Below are 17,301 nucleotides of genomic sequence, written 5' to 3' on the forward strand. Positions count from 1 at the left end.
GTACGCCTGAGCAAGCAAGCGCTATGCCAGCGAGCAGGACCTTGCGTGCGCCGGCACGCTCAGTTGGCCAGCTCGGTCTGCTCGCGGTCGATGCCGTACTTGCGCAGCTTCTCCACCAGCGTAGTGCGGCGCAGGCCTAGCAGTTGCGCCGCATGGGCCACCACGCCCTGCGTGCGTTCCAGCGCCTCGTTGATCAAGGCCAGTTCGATGTTGGCCATGTGGCCGCGCAGGTCGATGCCGTCGTCGGGCAGGCTGGCGGCCGAGGCCGGTTCCGCATCGGCGGCCTTGGGCTGCAGCGTGACCACATTGCTCGGCAGTGCAGCCACGTCGGTGGGCGCGGCCAACAGTGCCGGCTCGGGCGGCAACTCGACCGGAATGGCCGAGGCAAAATCGCCGCGATACCGCGCCGGAAGATCCTGCACGCGCACCAGACCGCCCGGGTGCAGCACAGCCAGGCGCTCCACCAGGTTGGTCAGCTCGCGCACATTGCCGGGCCAGTCATAGCTGCGCAGCGCCTGCAGGGCTTCCTCGGCAAAGCGCACTTCGCCACGGCCGGTACGCGCCAGCTGCCCGGCAATCGTCTGCACCAGCATGGCCAGATCGTCCACGCGCTCGCGCAGCGCCGGCATCTCGATCGGGAACACGTTGAGACGGTAGAACAGGTCCTCACGGAACTGGCCGTCGCTGATGCGCGCTTCCAGGTTGCGGTGGGTGGCAGCGATCACGCGCACGTTGCAGCGGATGGTCTGGCCACCGCCCACGCGCTCGAAGCTGCGCTCCTGCAGCACGCGCAGCAGCTTCACCTGCATTGGCAGGCTCATGTCGCCGATCTCGTCCAGCAGCAGGGTGCCGCCTTCGGCCATTTCGAAACGGCCCTTGCGGGCGCTCAGGGCGCCGGTGAAGGCGCCTTTCTCGTGGCCGAAAAGTTCGCTTTCCAGCAGGTCCGGCGGAATTGCGCCGCAGTTGATGGCGACAAACGGCCCATCACGGCGCGGCGAGTGCTGGTGGATCGCACGTGCCACCACTTCCTTGCCGGTACCGGACTCGCCCAGCACCAGCACGGTGGTGTCGAACGCGGCCACCTGGTCGATCAGCCGGCGCAGGCGGGTCACCGCCTCGCTGTTGCCGGTCGGTCCGGTGTCCTGTTGCACACCGGCCTGATGCTCGGCATCCAGCCGCTTGAGGCTTGCGCGTCGCAGCAGGGCTTCCAGCTGCGCGTGCCGCAACGGGGTATCCAGCGCCCAGACATTGGCCTCGTGCAGGCCATGGGTCTGCGCGAACGTGACCGGGCTGCCTTCCATCAGCAGCACCGGCGGCGGCAGCTTGGCATCGGCCAGCCAATCGAAGAACTTGTCGGCCTGCGCCGCATCCTGCGCCGAACCCACCATCACCGCCATCCATTCGTCGTGGCGATGACGGCCAGGATTGATGTCGGCGCCGTCGGTGACCCAGCGGGGATTGAAGTCCATGAATTCGAGCAGCGACACGGTGCGCTCGGCGCGCACGGCGTCACTGTCGATCAGCAGAATGCGGGACTCACTCATTCCTGGCTCCTTCCGTCAGGCCCTCCAGGATTGGCATGACTTCCTGGATATAGGACAGCTTGCTGACAAAATTGTCAGCACCCGCGCGAAGAGCGTGTTCACGATGCTCGGCATCGTCGAAGTGGCTCGCGATGACAATATACGGCGGATCGTCCTGCGTCTTGATCAGGCGCGTGGCCTGCAGCCCGCCCATCTCAGGCATCGCCAGGTCCATCAGCACGACGTTGGGGCGCAGCGACTCAGAGCGCTCGATCGCTTCCAGCCCATTGGCGGCACTGCCCACGATGTTGAGCCACTCCACTTTGCGAAAATGACGCATCGCAGCGTTGATGAAGCCCTCGTGGTCGTCGACCAGTAGCACGGTGAGTTTGCTCATAGTAATCCTTATCCTGCCCGGGCAAGCAGCGGTTTGTTGGTGCGGCGGCGCTCGCGTGCCGGGGCGATGTCGAGTTGTTCGCGGTACTTGGCCACGGTGCGGCGCGCAATGTTAACGCCTTGCCGCGACAGCAAACCGGCAATGGCTTCGTCGGCCAGCGGCCGGCCGGCCGGCTCGCTTTCGATCAAGCGGCGCACCATTGCCTTGACCGCCTGACCGGAGACGCTGGCGCCTTCCAGGCGCACGGCGAAGAAGTGCTTGAGTTCGAAGGTCCCACGCGGCGTCTGCAGGTACTTGCCGGTGGTGATGCGCGAAATGGTCGATTCGTGCATGCCGATCTCGTCGGCGATTTCCTTCAGTGTGAGTGGCGCCATCGCTTCCTCGCCACGCGCCAGGAACGCGGCCTGCCGTTCGACGATGGCGCGCGTGGCGCGCAGCAGGGTTTCGTAGCGCATCGACAGCCCACGGGTCAGCCAGCGCGCTTCCTGCAGCATGTCGCGCAGCGGCTGCCCGGCATCACCGGCGTCGGCCAGCGCGCGTTCGTGCACCGGGTTGATGCTGACGCGATGGGTGGTGGCCGGATTGAGTGCCACGCGCCAGCTGCCGTCGGCATGCCAGGCGAGCACGTCCGGGATCACGCTGGTATTGCTTTCCTGCAGGAGGTCGTCGCCCGGGCGCGGTTGCAGCGACAGGATCAACCGCACCGCCTCGCGCGCGTCGTCCACTTCGGCATCGTGCGCGCGCGCCAGCACCGCGTAGTCGTGGCTCGCCAGCAGGTCCAGGTCGCCAGCCAGGATGCGCGCGGCCAGATGCCGTGCCGGGACGCGGCCGGGCAGGGCGGTCAACTGCGCCTGCAGGCATTCGCGCAGGTCGCAGGCCCCCAGGCCGGCGGGGTCGCCGTGCAGCAGGCGCTGGCGGACTGCTTCGACCGCCTCGACCGTCATCCCCAGACGGGTGGCGCCCAGCTGCTGCAGCGTCGCCAGCGCTTCGGTCAGATACCCGGCGTCGTCGGTCTGCTCCAGCCAGAACGCGGCCGCCCCCAGCGCGGCCTCGTCCAGGTCCAGCGCCAGCTCGCGCAGGATGCGCACATGCGAATCGGTGGATTCGCCGGCCGCCACGCGCTGCATGCGGTCATCGTCGCCATCGTTCCAACTGCTGCTCTGCACGTCCCACATCGTGCTTTCCGGCAGCTCGTCGAACGCGGCGATATCGCTGGCGCCATCGTCGTTGGTGGTGGCCTCATCCCCGTGATCGGCCAACTCTTCCAACTCCAGCAACGGATTGGTTTCCAGGGCGCGCCGAATTTCCAGTTCCAACTGCATGCCGTCCAATTGCAACAGACGGATCGACTGCAGCAACTGCGGGGTGAGGTGCAGGTGCTGGCCAAGCTGGGCGGAAATGGTCGTCTTCATGGAAGCGCTTCCGATGGGCGCTGCACGCAGCAGCGATGGAACGCATCTTGCAGGACAACACGACGGGTTTCTAATCGGGGAGTCAGGTGAGGTGACTCGTGATTTTCCTGACAGCCTGTCAGGAATCCCCTGACGTTTTCGGCGAGCTCGAGCGTGCCTGACGGAATTCCGTCACTGTTTTGGGCCGAAGTGGCCCGGATGCCCCTTTCACCATCCTGACAGCCGGGCAAACAGCCTGCGGGAGTAGCTCAGACCAGCTCGTTATGGTGCTTGGCCGCCAGCAGCACCAGGTCGTTCGCACGCCGGCAGCCCAGCGACTCCATCATGCGCGCGCGATGGGTTTCCACCGTCTTGACGCTGATACCGAGGTCGGCGGCAATTTCCTTGTTGCTCTGTCCGCGGCCGATCTCGCGCAGGATCTCGCGCTGGCGCGGCGACAGGGCAGCGATGCCGACCGGTTTTTCGCGGCCCAGCATGGGCGCGATCATCTTCGAGGAAATCTGCGGGCTCAGAAATACCTGGCCGGCGGCGGCGGCACGCAGTGCCAGCTCCAGTTCGAGCGGTGCGGCGTCCTTGACCACGAAACCCACGGCGCCGCGATCGAGCGCATCGCGGACGTGCACCGGGTCGTCGTGCATCGACATCATCACCACATGCGTGCGCGGGGCGGCGCGCAGCACATCGGTCATGGCATCCAGGCCGCTGCGGCCGGGCAGGGACAGGTCCATCAGCACCAGATCCGGGCGATGCAGGGATGTCATATCCAGGGCTTGTTGCGCGTTGCTGGCCTCACCGACGACATCGATGCCGGCGAAGGTTTGCAGCAGCCTGGACAGGCCTGCACGGACAAGGGTGTGATCGTCGACGATGATGACTCGCACGGCGCAGAAGGGACCTTTTTCGGTATTAGGGCACCTTAGCTGACCCGGCGCCTGACGCCAACCATCGGGATCAGCGCTGGCGGCGGGCGTCGGCGATCTGACGGCGATGCAAGCGAAACAAATGACGTTCCAGCGCGTCCTGCAGACCCGGCGACAGGGGCGCGAACCGCAGCCACAGCCACTGATCGTGACCATCGCTGGCGCTGGCCAGGACCTCGGCGGGAAGCTGTACCAGTTCAGGAAGCCAATCGGAGGGCTGTAGGCAAACGCTGCCGAAGGTGCCCGGCGGATGCGGGGTTGCGCAATTCAGGCGGATGCCGCGCACCGACCAGTGCACCAGATTCTGGATCAGGCCGCTGTCGCCCTGGCGCACCAGGCGGCCGATCAGCGCCAGCATCAGATCCAGTTTGGCATCCATGCGCTGCACCAGCAGCGGCAGCTCGCCGCGGTCTTCGCTGGTCTCTTCGCTGCGCAGGTCTTCCACCTGGCCGAGGCTACGCAGCAGGGTCTCCGCGGCGCTGTGCGCGCCCGCATCGCCACCGGCACAGAAGCCGGCCGGCAGGCGCAGTTCGCAGCTGAGCGTGTCGGCAAACAGCTCGGCCTCGGCCGCTGGCGCGAGTATGCCGAGCGCGGACATCAGATCCGGCCGACCCGGGCATAGGCGCGGCTGGCCGAGGACGAGGTGCGCTGTGCGCGGATCAGGTCCAGCAACTTGCGCTGACGCTCGCGCATCATCCGCATCAGGTCCTGGTGCATCGTCAGCAGCGTCTGCAGTGCCGCGCGATCCTGATCAACGTCCACGTGCTGCGCGTACTGGCGCAGGTGCAGGTCGTGCGCATCCAGCATCGGCGGCATGACTTCGAAGTCCTCGTTCGCCATGGCGATCCGGATGTCGGCCATTTCGGCCTGAAGGCTTTGCACGCTATGCATGGCGGGACTCACGAAACGGCGGAAAGGCCGCGTTGTTCGAGGGGAATGGAATTCCACGCCGAATCGATTTCACTGAGCAGATCCAGCGCTTCGGTCAACGCGGTGTCGTCGTTGTGCAGATTGGCTGCGGTCAGGCGCTGCATGACGTAGTCGTACAGGGCCGACAGGTTACCCGCAATCTCGCCGCCGGCTTCGTGATCGAGCGAACCGTTCAAGTGACCGACGATCGCGCAGGCCTCGCCAATGGCCTTGCCCTTGCGCGCCTGGTCGCCCTGCGCCAGGCAGGCCTGGGCCAGACGGATGCGCTGGCAGGCACCGGCAAACAGCAGCGACACCAGCTTGTGCGGGTCGGCTTCGGTCACGCTGGTGGACACGCCGACCTTGCGGTATTGCTCGGCGTACTGACGATTGGAACCGTACATGGATGACTCCTCAATGGGCTGACCTTCGCGGGTCCCGGAGCGCTGTGCTCCTGCGACGACGCTCCTGCCGGAAGGCAAGGCCGAAATCACGATAGGCCCTTCTTGTATCGGCAAGACCCTTGCAGGACTTGAGGATCTGCATCACGGAAATCAGCTGTTCAACAGGCTGCTGAGCGAGCTGGTGCTGCCCTGCAGCTGGGTGATCATCTTCTCCATCGCAGTGAACTGCTTGGTGTACATGTCAGACAGCTTTTCCATGCGGGTGTCGAGATCGTCCAGCTCGTTCTCGTAACCTTTTATCTCTTTGTTGAGCGTGTCCGAGCGAAGGGTGAGCGCGCCGTTGTTGGCGTTGAGATGGGCGTCCAGCAGCTTGGCCATGCCAGCGCCGAACTTGCTGTCCTTGCCCAGCACGCTGGCAGCGGCATCCGGGTCGGCGTTGATGGCGGTATCGAACTTGCTGCCATCGAAACTCATCACGCCGTCCTTGTCCAAGGTCAGGCCCAGCGCCTTGAGCTCGTTCAAATTACCTGCCACCTGGCTGCGCAGCTGCGTCTGCAGGCCGCGCACCAACGAATCGCCGGTCAGTGCCGAGGCGGTCTTGGTGGTGGGGTCGTAGCTGCTGCTCTTGGTCAGCAGCGTATTAGCGGTGTTGTAAGCCGCAGCAAACGCCGTCAGGTTGCCCTTGAGGCTGCTGCTGTCAGGCGCGATGCTCAGGTTGAACTTGGTGCCTTCAGCTGCCTTGGTCAGGTTGAGCACGGCACCGGGCACCAGGTCGGTGATGGTGTTTGAGCTGGAGGTACGTTCGAACCCGTCCACCCGCACCAGTGCATCGGCCGCGGCCACCGCTTCGGTCATGCCGCCGGTAGCGCCATTGCCGAAGGTCAGGGCATTCAGGCTCGGGTCGCTGGCGCTGACGGTCAGCGCGCCCTTGGTACCGGTGTCGACCGCGTTGAACACCAGGTGCTGGCCGTCGTTGGCGGTCACCACGCTGGCGGTGACGCCCTTGCCACCGGCCGCCTTGTTGATGGCGGCGGCGATGTCGGTGAGCTTGTCGGTGCCGCTGATGTCGACGGTGATGCTCTTGTCACCATAAGCCAGGGTCAGTGTGCCGCTGCCGACGGTCGCATCGGCGACATAGGCGCCGGAGGATAGCTTCTGCGCGGTGGCCAGCTTGACCACCTCCACCGAGTAGTTGCCCGGGGCAGCGGTGCTGGTAGCGGTGGCAGTAAAGCCCGCGTCGGTCTGCACAGTGGCCTTGAACGCTGGCGTGTCGGCACTGCTGGTCACCTTGTCCAGCGCGGTCTTCAGCGTGGTCATGCTGCTCTTGACCTGGCTGATGGCCGACAGCTTGGTGGTGGCCGCCGTGCCCGCCTTGTTGATCACCGCCGCAGCAGGATCCTTGCGTCGCGAAACCAAGGTGGACACCAGGGTAGGGATATCCAGTCCTGAGCCGGTGCTGATGCCAGACGTCGCCATGTTGCATTCCTCGCATGGGCGTCCGGTGCGGACGCATGGGATTACGAGACGGGTATCGGCCGCATCCGGGTGGACTTTAGCGACAGCGACACGTCTCGCGCACGTGCGGCGTTGATGCAATTTCCGTGCCCGGGCGGCGTCAAGGGCGGGTGCCGATGCCTGGCAACAAAAAAGCCCCTCCGACGAGGGGCTCTTGGTCTGCCAGGCGTCGCTGCGGATTACTGCAGCAGGCTCAGCACGTTCTGCGGAACCGACTTGGCCTGGGCCAGCATCGCGGTACCGGCCTGCTGCAGGATCTGCGTGCGGGTCAGTTCGGCGGTTTCCTTGGCGTAGTCGGTATCGCGGATACGGCTACGCGAGGCCGACAGGTTTTCCGAGGTTGCGCTCAGGTTGGCGATGGTGGAGGTGAAGCGGTTCTGCACCGCACCCATGTCGGCGCGCGAGGAGTTGACCGCGGTCAGCGCCTTGTCGACGATTTCCAGGGCCCGCTGCGAACCCGAGAACGACGAGATGTCCAGATCGTCCAGGGTGCTGGTGGTGCCTGCCGCGGCAGTGGCCGAGGCGGCGATGCCCGCGTTGGAGAAGGTGATGCCGGTGGCGCCGGTGCCCGACCCTGCGGTGAAGCTGAAGTCCTTGCCCGCCTTGAGCGATTCCAGCTTCAGCGCGCCGGTGGTGGAATCTACCGAAGCGTAAACACCCGTCTGGTCGAGCTTGTCATTGATGGCTGCAGCGATCTTCTTGGACACATCCGAGCCCGCATCGCCCGCTGCAACCGAGACGCTGGCGATCGAGACGCCATTGACCGACATGCCCGAGAAGCTACCGCTTGCGGTTGCGGTACCGGACGCCACGGCGGCCGAGCCGGTCTGGGTGGCGGCAAAACCTGCCTTGCCCAGCGAGTCGACATTGGCGTCGACGATGGTGTTGATGCCGATGGTCTGGCCGGCGTCGGCGCCGACCTGGAACAGCGCGCCGGAGAACGAACCGTCCAGCAGCTTGGTGCCGTTGAAGTTGGTCTGGTTGGCAACGCGGTCGATTTCGGCGGTCAGCTGCTTGACTTCCGAGTTCAGCGCATCACGGTCGGTCTGCGAGTTGGTGGCGTTGGACGACTGCACCGACAGCTCGCGGATACGCTGCAGGTTGCTGCCGATTTCCACCATGGCGCCTTCGGCGGTCTGGGCCAGCGAGATACCGTCGTTGGCGTTGCGCGAGGCAACGTCCAGGCCACGGATCTGCGTGGTGAAACGCTCGGAGATCGCCAGACCGGCGGCGTCGTCCTTGGCGCTGTTGATGCGCAGACCAGACGACAGACGCTGGATGCTCGTCGACATGCTGGCGCTGCTGGTGTTGAGGTTACGCTGAGCGTTCAGCGACATTACGTTGGTGTTGATTACCTGTGCCATTTTGATTTCTCCTAAGCGATTTTTCCGGCAAGGGGGACTTGCCCGGAGCCTCCGCAGGGGGGCCATCAAGTTGGCCGTTGCCGCTGCTGAGATGAATAACGGCGTTGCGTCAGGAACCTTTAGCAAAATTCAGTATTTTTTTACTGTTTTTCTGCCGCGGGACGAAAAGCGTAAGCGTTGTGTATCAAGGGGTTTGGTTTATTCGGCAGCACCCCGGAGATCTTTAGCGTTGGTATAAAACTCAAGCAATAAACTCCGTCTGCCTGCACCGGGACCGCCGTGCAGGAGCGAAGCAAAAAACGCAGGTTTGCTGCGGAAAATCAGCGGATCATGTTGAACAAGGTTGACGACTGCATCTGCTGGAAGATCGTTTGAGCGGCCTGCAGGGAGGCCTTCTCGAGTTCGTACTGCCCGATCGCCGAGGCGTAGTCCAGATCGCGGATCGACGACAGGGTGGTCTTGAGCGTGACTTCGTTGGAGTCGAGCAAGGAGTTGGCGTTGTCGATGGCCGACAACTGCGCGCCGCCGGACGCGCGCGCATCGATCATCTTCGACGAGGCCTGCGCGATGTCGCGCATCGACGACTGCAAGGTGTTGATCATCGCCGCCTTCTGCGGCTGCGTCAGCGTGTCGGAATTGAGCGCGCCGACCAGATCGTCGATGGTGGAGAATACGTCCTTGGTGGTGGAGGCGCCGATCTGGAAGCTGTCGCCTACCGCCGGTGCGCCGCTGATGCGCATGCGCACGCCGGCCGCGGTGATGTCGTCGCCATCCTTGTAGGTGCCGGTGCTGACCACTGCATTGGTGCTGTCGCGCACCTCATAGGTGTCGGCGGCGGTGAACTGCACGCTGTAACTGCCCCCGTTCCAGCTGCCGGTACTGGCATCGCGGCTGAAATCCAGCAGCAGCCCGGTGCCGGTATTGGCATTGGAAGGGTGCGCATCCACGGTGCCGTCGCCGGTGCGGATGCGCATGAAGATTTCGCTGCCGGGCAGGGTGTCGCTGACAAAGGTGTCCGGCGCCACTTCTACCTGCTTCTGGGTCTGGTCGCCGTTGTAGGTGACCCCGCCATTGCCCTTGATGAAGGGCGCGCTGCCGTCGGCGGTACCACCGAACAGATAGCGCCCGGTGCCGTCGGTGCTGTTGGCCAGGCTCACCATGCTGTCGCGCAGCGCGGTCAGCTCCGAAGCGATCGCCTTGCGATCGTCGGGGCTGAGCGAGGAGTTGTTGGCCTGCACCGCCAATTCGGTGACGCGCGCCATTTTGTCGCCGGCCTGTGCGAGCGCGTTTTCCTGCAGCCCGAGGCGGTTCTGCACGTTGTTGGCGTTCTCGCCGAAGCGGGTGATGGCGGCCAGCGCGCGATCCAGGCCGACGGCTGTGCCGGCGGCGACCGGATCGTCCTTGGCGGTAACCAGGCGTTGCCCACTGGACAGCTGCGATTCGAGCTGGTTCAGCCGCGCCTGCTTGGCCCCCATCGAGGCAACCGACTGGCTGTACATCATGCTGGTGGAGATACGGTCGGTCATCAGCGTACGGCGCCCAGGATGGCTTGGAAGACGGTGTCTGCGGTGGAGATCATCTGTGCGGCGGCCTGGTAGGCCTGCTGCAGTTTCAACATATTGGCGGCTTCCTCATCGAGGTTGACGCCGGAAATCGAATCACGGCTGGCCTGCGCCTGGTCGTTGATGACCTTCTGCGCGTCCGAGGCGTAGCTGGCTGCGCGCGCCGCCGAACCCACCGAGGTGGTCAGGCCCGACAGCGCGCCGTTGAGGGTGACCGTGCCGCTGCTGAGCGCCTTGGCATCGTCGATCTTGGCCAGCAACTTGGCATTGCCGTTGTCGCTGGAGCCGGCACTCATCGGACCCACGCCGAAGGTGTCGCCGGCCTTGGGCGCACCATCCAGTGCAAAGCTCCAGCCGTTGGCGCTGATGGTCTGGCCCGCGGTGTAGGCAAACGGGCCGGCGCCGTCGACGGTGTACTGGTTGGCATCGATGAACTCGATCGAGGACGGGGCCAGCAGCGCGGGATTCTGCGCATTGGTGACCTTGACGTCGCTGATCTTGCCGGTGCCCAGGTTGGCGACGGTGGCGGTGGCCTTGACCGGGGTGGCTGCCGCAATGCGCGAAGGGTCGGTGATGGCCACCGACAGGGTACCCGCCAGCCCGGCGGTGGGCTGCAGCAGGAACTTGTCGCCGCTGGCCGGAGTGCCGCCGACCACCATGCTCACGCCCTTGAGCACCAGCGGATCGGCAGCGGTGCCGGTGCCGGTCATCGGCACGGCCGAGCCGGTGCTGGCGCTGGTGGCCTTCCACGCAGTGCCGTCGAAGCTGAGCGTGACGTCTTGCCCATCCACGGCCGACATGTTGCTGAAGCTTGCGCTCAGCGACGCGGTGCCGGTGTTCTTCGGGTTGGCAGCAGTGGTGGGTGCGCCGATGTTGAAGAAGTTGCCGCCCATCGCGCCATACAGGTCCATACCCTGGCTGTGGCCGGCGTTGAAGGTGCTGGCCATGCCGACGGCCAGGCGGCCCAATTCGGCCTGGGTCGGTTCCAGCACGCTGCTGCGGAACTCCAGCAGGCCACCGATCTGCCCGCCCAACGAATTGGCGCTGAGGCTGACGTTCTGGCCCTGCGTCTGCATTGCCACCTGCAGCTTGGTCGGCTGATACGGGTCGGCGACGGTGGTGAGCTTGGAGGCCGTGGTGCCGACCACCAGCGCCTGGCCGCCGGCGGTGAAAACGTTCATGAAGCCGCCGTCCTGGATCACCGCGGTACCGCCGGTGTAGCCCACCAGCTTGGTCACCAATGCGTCGCGCTGATCGAGCATGTCGGGCGAGGCGCTGTCGATGCTGTTACCGATGGCGCCGTTGATCTTGGCGATCTGCTGCGTCAAGCGATTGACTTCGTCCACCGAGGAGGTCAGGCCACTGTTGACCTCGTTGCTCAGGCTGTCCATCTGCCCGTTGAGCTGCTTGAAGCGCGTCGCCAGCGAATTACCGCTGTCGAGCATGCTCTGGCGCTCGGCAGTGGAGGAGGCGTTAGACGACACCGCGCTGGTGGAGTCGAAGAAGTTCGACCACAGCCCGGCCACGTTGGTGGCGGTATTGGAGTACAGCGCATCCACGCGGTTGGACAGCGAGGACAGCTGCTGCAGGCGCGAGAGCTCGCCGCCGCTGTCGAGCAGGCGCGAAATGGCCAGCTGGTCGGCCACGCGGCCCACGTCGGTGATCTTGGCGCCATTGCCCACGAACGCGTAGCCCATGTCGGTGGGCGTGCGCGTTGCAAATTCCACACGTTGGCGGCTATAGCCTTCGGTATTGATGTTGGCGACGTTATGGCTAACGGTCGACAACGCCCGTTGGAAGGCGATGAGCGCGCTGGTCCCGGTGGACATGATGGACATGAGCGTTTACCTCAACGACGGATGGTGCCAAGCCCGGCAGGCTCGGCGGTGCTGGCATAACGGTTGGACAGATCGGCCGCCGCGTTGCCGATGGCGGCCACCGCACGGTCGATGGTCGGGCCGTTGGCGATCGCTGCGATCTTGGCGGCGTAGCCCGGATCGGTGGCGTACCCGGCCTGTTGCAAGCCGCGTGCAAAACCCTTGATATCGGTGCCGGCCTGCAGTGCGCCCTGGTAGCGGCTGTTGTTCTTCAGCAGGCGCACATAGTCGGCAAAGCTTTCCTCGGCCGAGCCGTAGGCGCGGAAATCTGCGGTTTCGGTGGTCTTGACGCCGTTGACGTATTCGTGGGTGCCGGTGGTGACCCTGGCGCCGTTCCAGCCAGTGGCCTTGATGCCGAACAGATTGTTGGAATCGCCACCATTACCGATGCCGCGCCGGCCCCAACCGGTTTCCAGCGCCGCCTGCGCCACCAGCGCGCGCGGGTCCACGCCGAGTTCGCGCGCGGCCTTCTGCGCATGCGTCCAGATCTTGGCGACGAAGCCTTCCGGAGTGCGTTCGCCCAGGCTGGCCGCGGCGCTGCTGGCGGCGCTGGCGTTGACGGCGGCATTGGCGTCGGCCGCGTCGCTGGCGGCCACATCGGCCCAGCGGTCGTTGGCCGACGGCCAGCTCAGTGCGGCCGCATCGTCGCCGCCGGATTCGCCACCACCGGTGCGCCCGGCAATCAGGTCCAGCACCTGGCTCATGCCGACGCCGCCCAGCGCACCTGCGCCGAGCTTGGCCGCCGCGCCCAGGGTCGCGCCGACGCCGCTGGCGGCGCCATCCCGGGCGGGCAGCGGCAACGAGGCATCGCGCTTGCCGGCAACCAGCGAATAGGCCTTGGCGGCGTCGGCGGTGCTCAGCGAGGTGTTCAACGCCGGGCCGCCGGTGTCGCCGCTCAGCTGCTTGGAGATCATCGCAGACAGGCCCAGGCCGTTGCCCTCGGTCAGCGCCTTGGCCATCTGCTGGTCATACATTTCGCGGAACATCTGGTTTTCGCCCGGAAACATCGGGTCGCCGGAGCTCGCATCGCGCATGCTCTTGACCAGCATCTGCGCGAACTGGCCTTCGAGCTGACGGGAGACCTTGTCGATCTTTGCCGGATCGGCCTTGGTGCTCGGGTTGAGATCAATGGGCGAGGCTGCGATACGCATGTCAGATCACCTCCAGCTCCGCCGTCAGCGCGCCAGCCTGCTTCAGGGCTTCCAGGATGGCGACCAGGTCGCCGGGCGCCGCGCCCACTTCGTTGACCGCGCGGACGATCTGATCGAGCGTGGTGCCGCCTTCGAACTTGAACATGCGGCTGCCTTCGGAGGTGGCCGTGATGGTCGATTGCTGGGTCACCGCGGTACGGCCGCCACTGAAGGCGCCCGGCTGGCTGACGTTGGTGTTTTCGCTGATGGTCACGGTGAGCGAGCCATGCGCGATGGCGGCCGGCATCACCCGCACCAGCTGGCCGATGACCACGGTGCCGGTACGCGCATTGACCACCACCTTGGCCGGTGCATCGCCGGGCGAGAGTTCGACGTTTTCCAGCCGCGACAGCAGGCCGATGCGCGCGCCCGGGTCGGTCGGCGAGCGCACCGCCACGGTCACGCCATCCACCGCACGCGCGGTGCCGGCGCCGAAGCTGCTGTCGATCGCCGCGACCATGCGCGAGACGGTGGTGAAGTCGTTCTGATGCAGGTTGAGGGTGATCTCGCCGGTGCCGGCAAACACGTCCGGCAAGGCGCGTTCGACGGTGGCGCCGTTGGGAATGCGGCCGACGCTGGGAATATTGACCGAGACGCGCGAGCCGTCCTTGCCCTGTGCGCCGAAGCCGCCGACCACCAGGTTGCCCTGGGCCATGGCATAGACCTGGCCATCGGCGCCCTTCAACGGCGCCATCAGCAGCGAGCCGCCACGCAGCGACACCGCGTTGGCGATCGAGGATACGGTGATGTCGATCGGCTGGCCGGGCTTGGCGAACGGCGGCAATTCGGCATGGATGGCCACGGCCGCGACGTTTTTCAGCTGCGGGTTGACGTTCGCCGGAACATTGACGCCCAGCTCGCCGAGCAGGTTCTTCAGGCTCTGCACGGTGAAAGGCGCCTGGCTGGTGCGGTCGCCGCTGCCGTCCAGGCCGACCACCAGGCCGTAACCGACCAGCGCATTGCCGCGCACGCCGCCGACCTGGGCAAGATCCTTGATGCGCTCGGCGCTGGCCGGTGCGGCGATCGCACACAGCGCAACGGCGGCAGCGAGCAGACGGAAGGGCAGGGAAGACAGGTTCATGGTCGCAGGCTCAGTAGGGCGACAGACGGGAATTGAAGAAGCGGCTCAGCCAGCCCATCGCGTTGGATTGGGCGATGGCACCGCGGCCGCCGTAGGCGATGCGGGCGTCGGCCACCTTGCTCGAGGGCACGGTGTTGTCCGGAGAGATGTCGGCGGCGCGCACGATGCCCTGCACCTGGACCAGTTCATCGCCCTGGGTCAGGCGGAGCTGCTTCTGCCCCTGGATCACCAGGTTGCCGTTGGGCAGGCGCTGCATCACGGTGACGGTGACGCTGCCCTGCATGCGGTTGCTCTGCGCGGTGTTGCCCTTGCCGTCGAAACTGCGATCGCCGCTGGTGGAATTGCGCAGCACGTCGGTGCCGTTGACGGTGAGCGGCACGCCGAGCAGCGTGGGGGTGCTCATGTCCACGCTGTCGGACTTGCTGACGGTGGTGTTGGCGGTGGATGAGGCGGTGGTGTTTTCGATCAGGTTCACCGTGAGGAGGTCACCGACATCGCGGGCGCGGCGGTCGCCATACAGATTCAGGCTCGGGCCGGCAGCGTAGATCGCACCGGCGGTGGGCTGCGCCACCGGCGCGACCACCGGCACGATCGGCGCCATCGCTGCAAACGGCCGCACATCGCCGGCGGCCACGCAGCCACCCAGCAGCGCGCTGCAGGCGATGGCCAAGCACAGAGAGGAGAGGGAAGGCAGGCGGGACATGGCGTAAGTTCCTGAGAGGGCGGTGAGCGGCAAGCCGATCAGACGTTGTTGTTCAAGTAACCGAGCATGGAGTCGGTGGTGGAGATGGCCTTGGCATTCATTTCGTAGGCGCGCTGCGTCTCGATCATGCTCACCAGCTCTTCCACCGTATTGACGTTGCTGCCTTCCAGCGCGCCCTGCACGGTGTTGCCCAGGCCATTGAGGCCAGGGGTGCCGTTCTGCGCGGGGCCGGAGGCGGTGGTTTCGACGAACAGGTTCTCGCCCTTGGACTGCAGGCCCGAGGGGTTGATGAAGTCGGTGAGCGTCAGCGCGCCGATTTCCTGCGCGGCGGCCTGGCCGGCCAGGGTGACGCTGATGGTGCCGTCGTTGCCGATGGTCAGCGACTGCGCGCCTTCCGGCACCTGGATACCCGGCTGCAGCGGGTAGCCGCTGTTGGTGACCAGCTCGCCCTGCGCGTTGATCTGGAAGGTGCCGTCGCGCGTGTAGGCGGAGGTGCCGTCGGGCATCTGCACTTCGAAGAAGCCGCGGCCGTTGACCATCACGTCGAGCGCGCGGCCGGTCTGCTGCTGACTGCCTTGGTCGAAGCCCTTGAAGGTGGACACCACGCGTACGCCGGTACCCAGTTGCAGGCCGGTCGGCAGCTGCGTCTGCGCGGATGTCGAGCCGCCAGGCGCACGTACCTGTTGATACAGCAGGTCTTCAAACGCCGCACGGTCGCGCTTGAAGCCGGTGGTATTGGTATTGGCCAGGTTGTTGGAAATGACCGACATGCGCGTCTGCTGCGCATCCAGTCCGGTTTTGGCGACCCACAAAGCCTGATTCATGACCCGATTCCTCGTTAGACCCGGGGATGTGTTCCGGGTACGGGTGGGTATATGCACGTGGCGTGCCAAAGTGGCGCCGGATTTCTGCCGGGTGTGCGCGGGATCACGCGGGCTGGGTGCGCGGCGGGCCGGTGCAGCAGAGAGGGTGGCGGCAGCAAGTAGCAAGCGGCAGCGGTAGCAACCGGATTTGAGGGCTGGCGCGTGTGCTTCGTTTGCCGCGCTTTTTTGGATGTAGCAAAGATCCAGGGCTAAAGCTGAGTCGGTCGAGGGCGCGATGCCCTCACCGCTCGCGGGACACGCCGTAGACCCGTCCATGGGGGCTCGTTGGCGGCATCCATGCCGCCAACGGTCCCGCAATCGGTGAGGACACCGCACCAGACAGGTGGCTGGCGACCAACCGAAAGCGGGCAGTTACATGCCTCGGTCAGTTTTGCTGCTCAGGCTCGCTCATTTGAGCGTTTGATGAGCACGCGATATGCGCGACGACGGGATAAGCGCGTAACGGCCAACACGCACGTCACGCACTGCTTTCACAAAGACACCGACCATCTTCACTGGTCCTTGCCCGCTCACCCTCGCGGGACCTTACGCGGCATGGATGCCGCGTAAGAGCCTCCATGGACGGATTCACGGCGTGTCCCGCGAGGGTGAGCGGGCAAGGGCCCTACAGCCAAGTCACGGACTAGCCGCTCTGTCACGGACTAGCCGCTCTGCAGCCAATGCCGTAGATCAGTCGCTCTGTAATGAAGCCCCGGACTTCTCTGTATGCCGAATCCGGTCGCCAAGCACGCCTTACGGTTGGCGGCGGCGTTGGCAACAAATTGCAAGCTGGCTGGCGGCATGCGCCGCGCTTAGCCGCTCACCCGCAGCAGCGAATTGGCCGATTGTGCGTTGTCGTCGCCGTTCTTGATGATCTTGACCTGCATTTCGAACTGCCGCTGCAGCTGGATCATCTCCACCAGCGCGCCGGCCGCATCCACGTTGCTGCCTTCCAGCATGCCGCTGTTGATGGTCTTGCCGGTGGCCACCGCAAACGCCTGTGCCGGGTCGGTGCTGGTGTTGCGCATCAGCCCGTCCGGGCGCCGCGTCAAACGGTCGGCGGGGGCGTCGACCACCTTCATCTTGCCGACGATGGCCATCGTCTGTGGGCCTTCGCCCTGCGGGATGATGGAAATGCTGCCGTCGCTGCCGATTTCCATGGCCTGGTGCGGCGGGATCGTCATCGGATTGCCGCCTTCATCAAGCACGGCGTGGCCGTTGGCGGTGACCAACTGGCCATTGGCGGTGAGCGCCAACTCGCCATTGCGGGTGTAGGCCTCGCTGCCGTCGGGCGACTGCACCGCCAGCCAGCGGTCCTGCTGCAGCGATACGTCCAGCGGGTTGCCGGTGACCTTCTGATGGCCCTGGCTGCGATCGAAGCCCTGGTCCACATGCAGCGCATCGATCCGCGACGGATAGCCCTTGCCCTGGATCTTGAACGCCTCGGTATTGGCCAACGCGGCCTTGAACCCCACCGTGTCGACGTTGGCGAGATTGTGCGACACGGTGCTCTGCGCCTGCAGGGAGGCGCGGGCACCGGTCATCGCAACGTAGAGGGCTTTATCCATGGGACACCGAGAT

At 65.4% G+C, this 17,301-nt stretch carries 16 protein-coding genes; all 16 read right to left on the reverse strand.

The window, feature by feature from the left end; all coding sequences use genetic code 11:
- Window positions 1-59: 59 nt before the first annotated feature.
- Window positions 60-1,544: a sigma-54 dependent transcriptional regulator gene (locus ABQZ09_RS17425; RefSeq protein ID WP_228315194.1), complete on the reverse strand. Its 1,485-nt coding sequence runs from the start codon at window positions 1,542-1,544 to the stop codon at window positions 60-62.
- The gene (locus ABQZ09_RS17430; protein WP_005997154.1) at window positions 1,537-1,920 is read right to left on the reverse strand and encodes a response regulator; all 384 of its coding nucleotides are present in this window, start codon (window positions 1,918-1,920) and stop codon (window positions 1,537-1,539) included. Before ABQZ09_RS17430 ends, ABQZ09_RS17425 begins: the two co-directional genes overlap by 8 nt.
- 8 nt (window positions 1,921-1,928) lie before the next feature.
- On the reverse strand, window positions 1,929-3,332 hold the full coding sequence (gene rpoN / locus ABQZ09_RS17435; protein WP_349777492.1) for an RNA polymerase factor sigma-54: 1,404 nt from the start codon (window positions 3,330-3,332) through the stop codon (window positions 1,929-1,931).
- A 248-nt stretch (window positions 3,333-3,580) separates the two neighbouring features.
- The gene (locus tag ABQZ09_RS17440) at window positions 3,581-4,213 is read right to left on the reverse strand and encodes a response regulator transcription factor (protein WP_003482986.1); all 633 of its coding nucleotides are present in this window, start codon (window positions 4,211-4,213) and stop codon (window positions 3,581-3,583) included.
- 70 nt (window positions 4,214-4,283) lie between these two features.
- Window positions 4,284-4,850: a PilZ domain-containing protein gene (locus ABQZ09_RS17445; RefSeq protein WP_349777493.1), complete on the reverse strand. Its 567-nt coding sequence runs from the start codon at window positions 4,848-4,850 to the stop codon at window positions 4,284-4,286.
- A complete protein-coding gene (locus ABQZ09_RS17450; protein ID WP_184557619.1) occupies window positions 4,850-5,143 on the reverse strand; it encodes a hypothetical protein in 294 nt (97 codons plus the stop codon). Before ABQZ09_RS17450 ends, ABQZ09_RS17445 begins: the two co-directional genes overlap by 1 nt.
- Window positions 5,144-5,151: 8 nt before the next feature.
- Window positions 5,152-5,565 carry a flagellar export chaperone FliS gene (gene fliS, locus ABQZ09_RS17455; RefSeq protein ID WP_047696154.1) on the reverse strand — a complete coding sequence of 138 codons (414 nt, stop codon included), beginning with the start codon at window positions 5,563-5,565 and terminating at the stop codon, window positions 5,152-5,154.
- A 150-nt stretch (window positions 5,566-5,715) separates the two neighbouring features.
- Entirely contained in the window at window positions 5,716-7,041 is a 1,326-nt protein-coding gene (gene fliD, locus ABQZ09_RS17460) for a flagellar filament capping protein FliD (RefSeq protein WP_349777494.1), read from the reverse strand.
- A 218-nt stretch (window positions 7,042-7,259) separates the two neighbouring features.
- Complete coding sequence (locus ABQZ09_RS17465) at window positions 7,260-8,444, reverse strand: flagellin (RefSeq protein ID WP_228315190.1); 1,185 nt, start codon at window positions 8,442-8,444, stop codon at window positions 7,260-7,262.
- 320 nt (window positions 8,445-8,764) lie between these two features.
- Window positions 8,765-9,970, reverse strand: a complete 1,206-nt coding sequence (flgL, locus tag ABQZ09_RS17470) for a flagellar hook-associated protein FlgL (protein WP_349777495.1) — start codon at window positions 9,968-9,970, stop codon at window positions 8,765-8,767.
- Complete coding sequence (gene flgK, locus ABQZ09_RS17475) at window positions 9,970-11,844, reverse strand: flagellar hook-associated protein FlgK (RefSeq protein ID WP_228891248.1); 1,875 nt, start codon at window positions 11,842-11,844, stop codon at window positions 9,970-9,972. The genes flgL and flgK overlap by 1 nt, the downstream gene beginning before the upstream one ends.
- A gap of 11 nt (window positions 11,845-11,855) precedes the next feature.
- Complete coding sequence (locus tag ABQZ09_RS17480; RefSeq protein ID WP_349777496.1) at window positions 11,856-13,034, reverse strand: flagellar assembly peptidoglycan hydrolase FlgJ; 1,179 nt, start codon at window positions 13,032-13,034, stop codon at window positions 11,856-11,858.
- Between the two features lies 1 nt (window position 13,035).
- Window positions 13,036-14,154, reverse strand: a complete 1,119-nt coding sequence (locus ABQZ09_RS17485; RefSeq protein ID WP_017112473.1) for a flagellar basal body P-ring protein FlgI — start codon at window positions 14,152-14,154, stop codon at window positions 13,036-13,038.
- A gap of 10 nt (window positions 14,155-14,164) precedes the next feature.
- Window positions 14,165-14,857, reverse strand: coding sequence for a flagellar basal body L-ring protein FlgH (gene flgH / locus ABQZ09_RS17490; protein ID WP_047696166.1), 693 nt, complete (start codon window positions 14,855-14,857; stop codon window positions 14,165-14,167).
- Window positions 14,858-14,895: 38 nt separating this feature from the next.
- Window positions 14,896-15,681, reverse strand: a complete 786-nt coding sequence (gene flgG / locus ABQZ09_RS17495) for a flagellar basal-body rod protein FlgG (RefSeq protein ID WP_047696168.1) — start codon at window positions 15,679-15,681, stop codon at window positions 14,896-14,898.
- Window positions 15,682-16,532: 851 nt separating this feature from the next.
- Window positions 16,533-17,288, reverse strand: coding sequence for a flagellar basal-body rod protein FlgF (flgF, locus tag ABQZ09_RS17500; RefSeq protein ID WP_019300290.1), 756 nt, complete (start codon window positions 17,286-17,288; stop codon window positions 16,533-16,535).
- Between the last annotated feature and the right edge of the window lie 13 nt (window positions 17,289-17,301).

It is taken from the genome of Xanthomonas sp. WHRI 6106 (assembly GCF_040202405.1).
GTDB lineage: Bacteria > Pseudomonadota > Gammaproteobacteria > Xanthomonadales > Xanthomonadaceae > Xanthomonas > Xanthomonas cannabis.

Coding starts and splice junctions, on each gene's coding strand:
- ABQZ09_RS17430 (WP_005997154.1), bottom strand. CDS start 1,920: ATGAGCAAACTCACCGTGCTACTGGTCGACGACCACGAGGGCTTCATC.
- fliD (WP_349777494.1), bottom strand. CDS start 7,041: ATGGCGACGTCTGGCATCAGCACCGGCTCAGGACTGGATATCCCTACC.
- rpoN (WP_349777492.1), bottom strand. CDS start 3,332: ATGAAGACGACCATTTCCGCCCAGCTTGGCCAGCACCTGCACCTCACC.
- flgL (WP_349777495.1), bottom strand. CDS start 9,970: ATGACCGACCGTATCTCCACCAGCATGATGTACAGCCAGTCGGTTGCC.
- flgK (WP_228891248.1), bottom strand. CDS start 11,844: ATGTCCATCATGTCCACCGGGACCAGCGCGCTCATCGCCTTCCAACGG.
- ABQZ09_RS17450 (WP_184557619.1), bottom strand. CDS start 5,143: ATGCATAGCGTGCAAAGCCTTCAGGCCGAAATGGCCGACATCCGGATC.
- ABQZ09_RS17445 (WP_349777493.1), bottom strand. CDS start 4,850: ATGTCCGCGCTCGGCATACTCGCGCCAGCGGCCGAGGCCGAGCTGTTT.
- flgF (WP_019300290.1), bottom strand. CDS start 17,288: ATGGATAAAGCCCTCTACGTTGCGATGACCGGTGCCCGCGCCTCCCTG.
- flgH (WP_047696166.1), bottom strand. CDS start 14,857: ATGTCCCGCCTGCCTTCCCTCTCCTCTCTGTGCTTGGCCATCGCCTGC.
- ABQZ09_RS17480 (WP_349777496.1), bottom strand. CDS start 13,034: ATGCGTATCGCAGCCTCGCCCATTGATCTCAACCCGAGCACCAAGGCC.
- ABQZ09_RS17465 (WP_228315190.1), bottom strand. CDS start 8,444: ATGGCACAGGTAATCAACACCAACGTAATGTCGCTGAACGCTCAGCGT.
- ABQZ09_RS17485 (WP_017112473.1), bottom strand. CDS start 14,154: ATGAACCTGTCTTCCCTGCCCTTCCGTCTGCTCGCTGCCGCCGTTGCG.
- ABQZ09_RS17425 (WP_228315194.1), bottom strand. CDS start 1,544: ATGAGTGAGTCCCGCATTCTGCTGATCGACAGTGACGCCGTGCGCGCC.
- flgG (WP_047696168.1), bottom strand. CDS start 15,681: ATGAATCAGGCTTTGTGGGTCGCCAAAACCGGACTGGATGCGCAGCAG.
- fliS (WP_047696154.1), bottom strand. CDS start 5,565: ATGTACGGTTCCAATCGTCAGTACGCCGAGCAATACCGCAAGGTCGGC.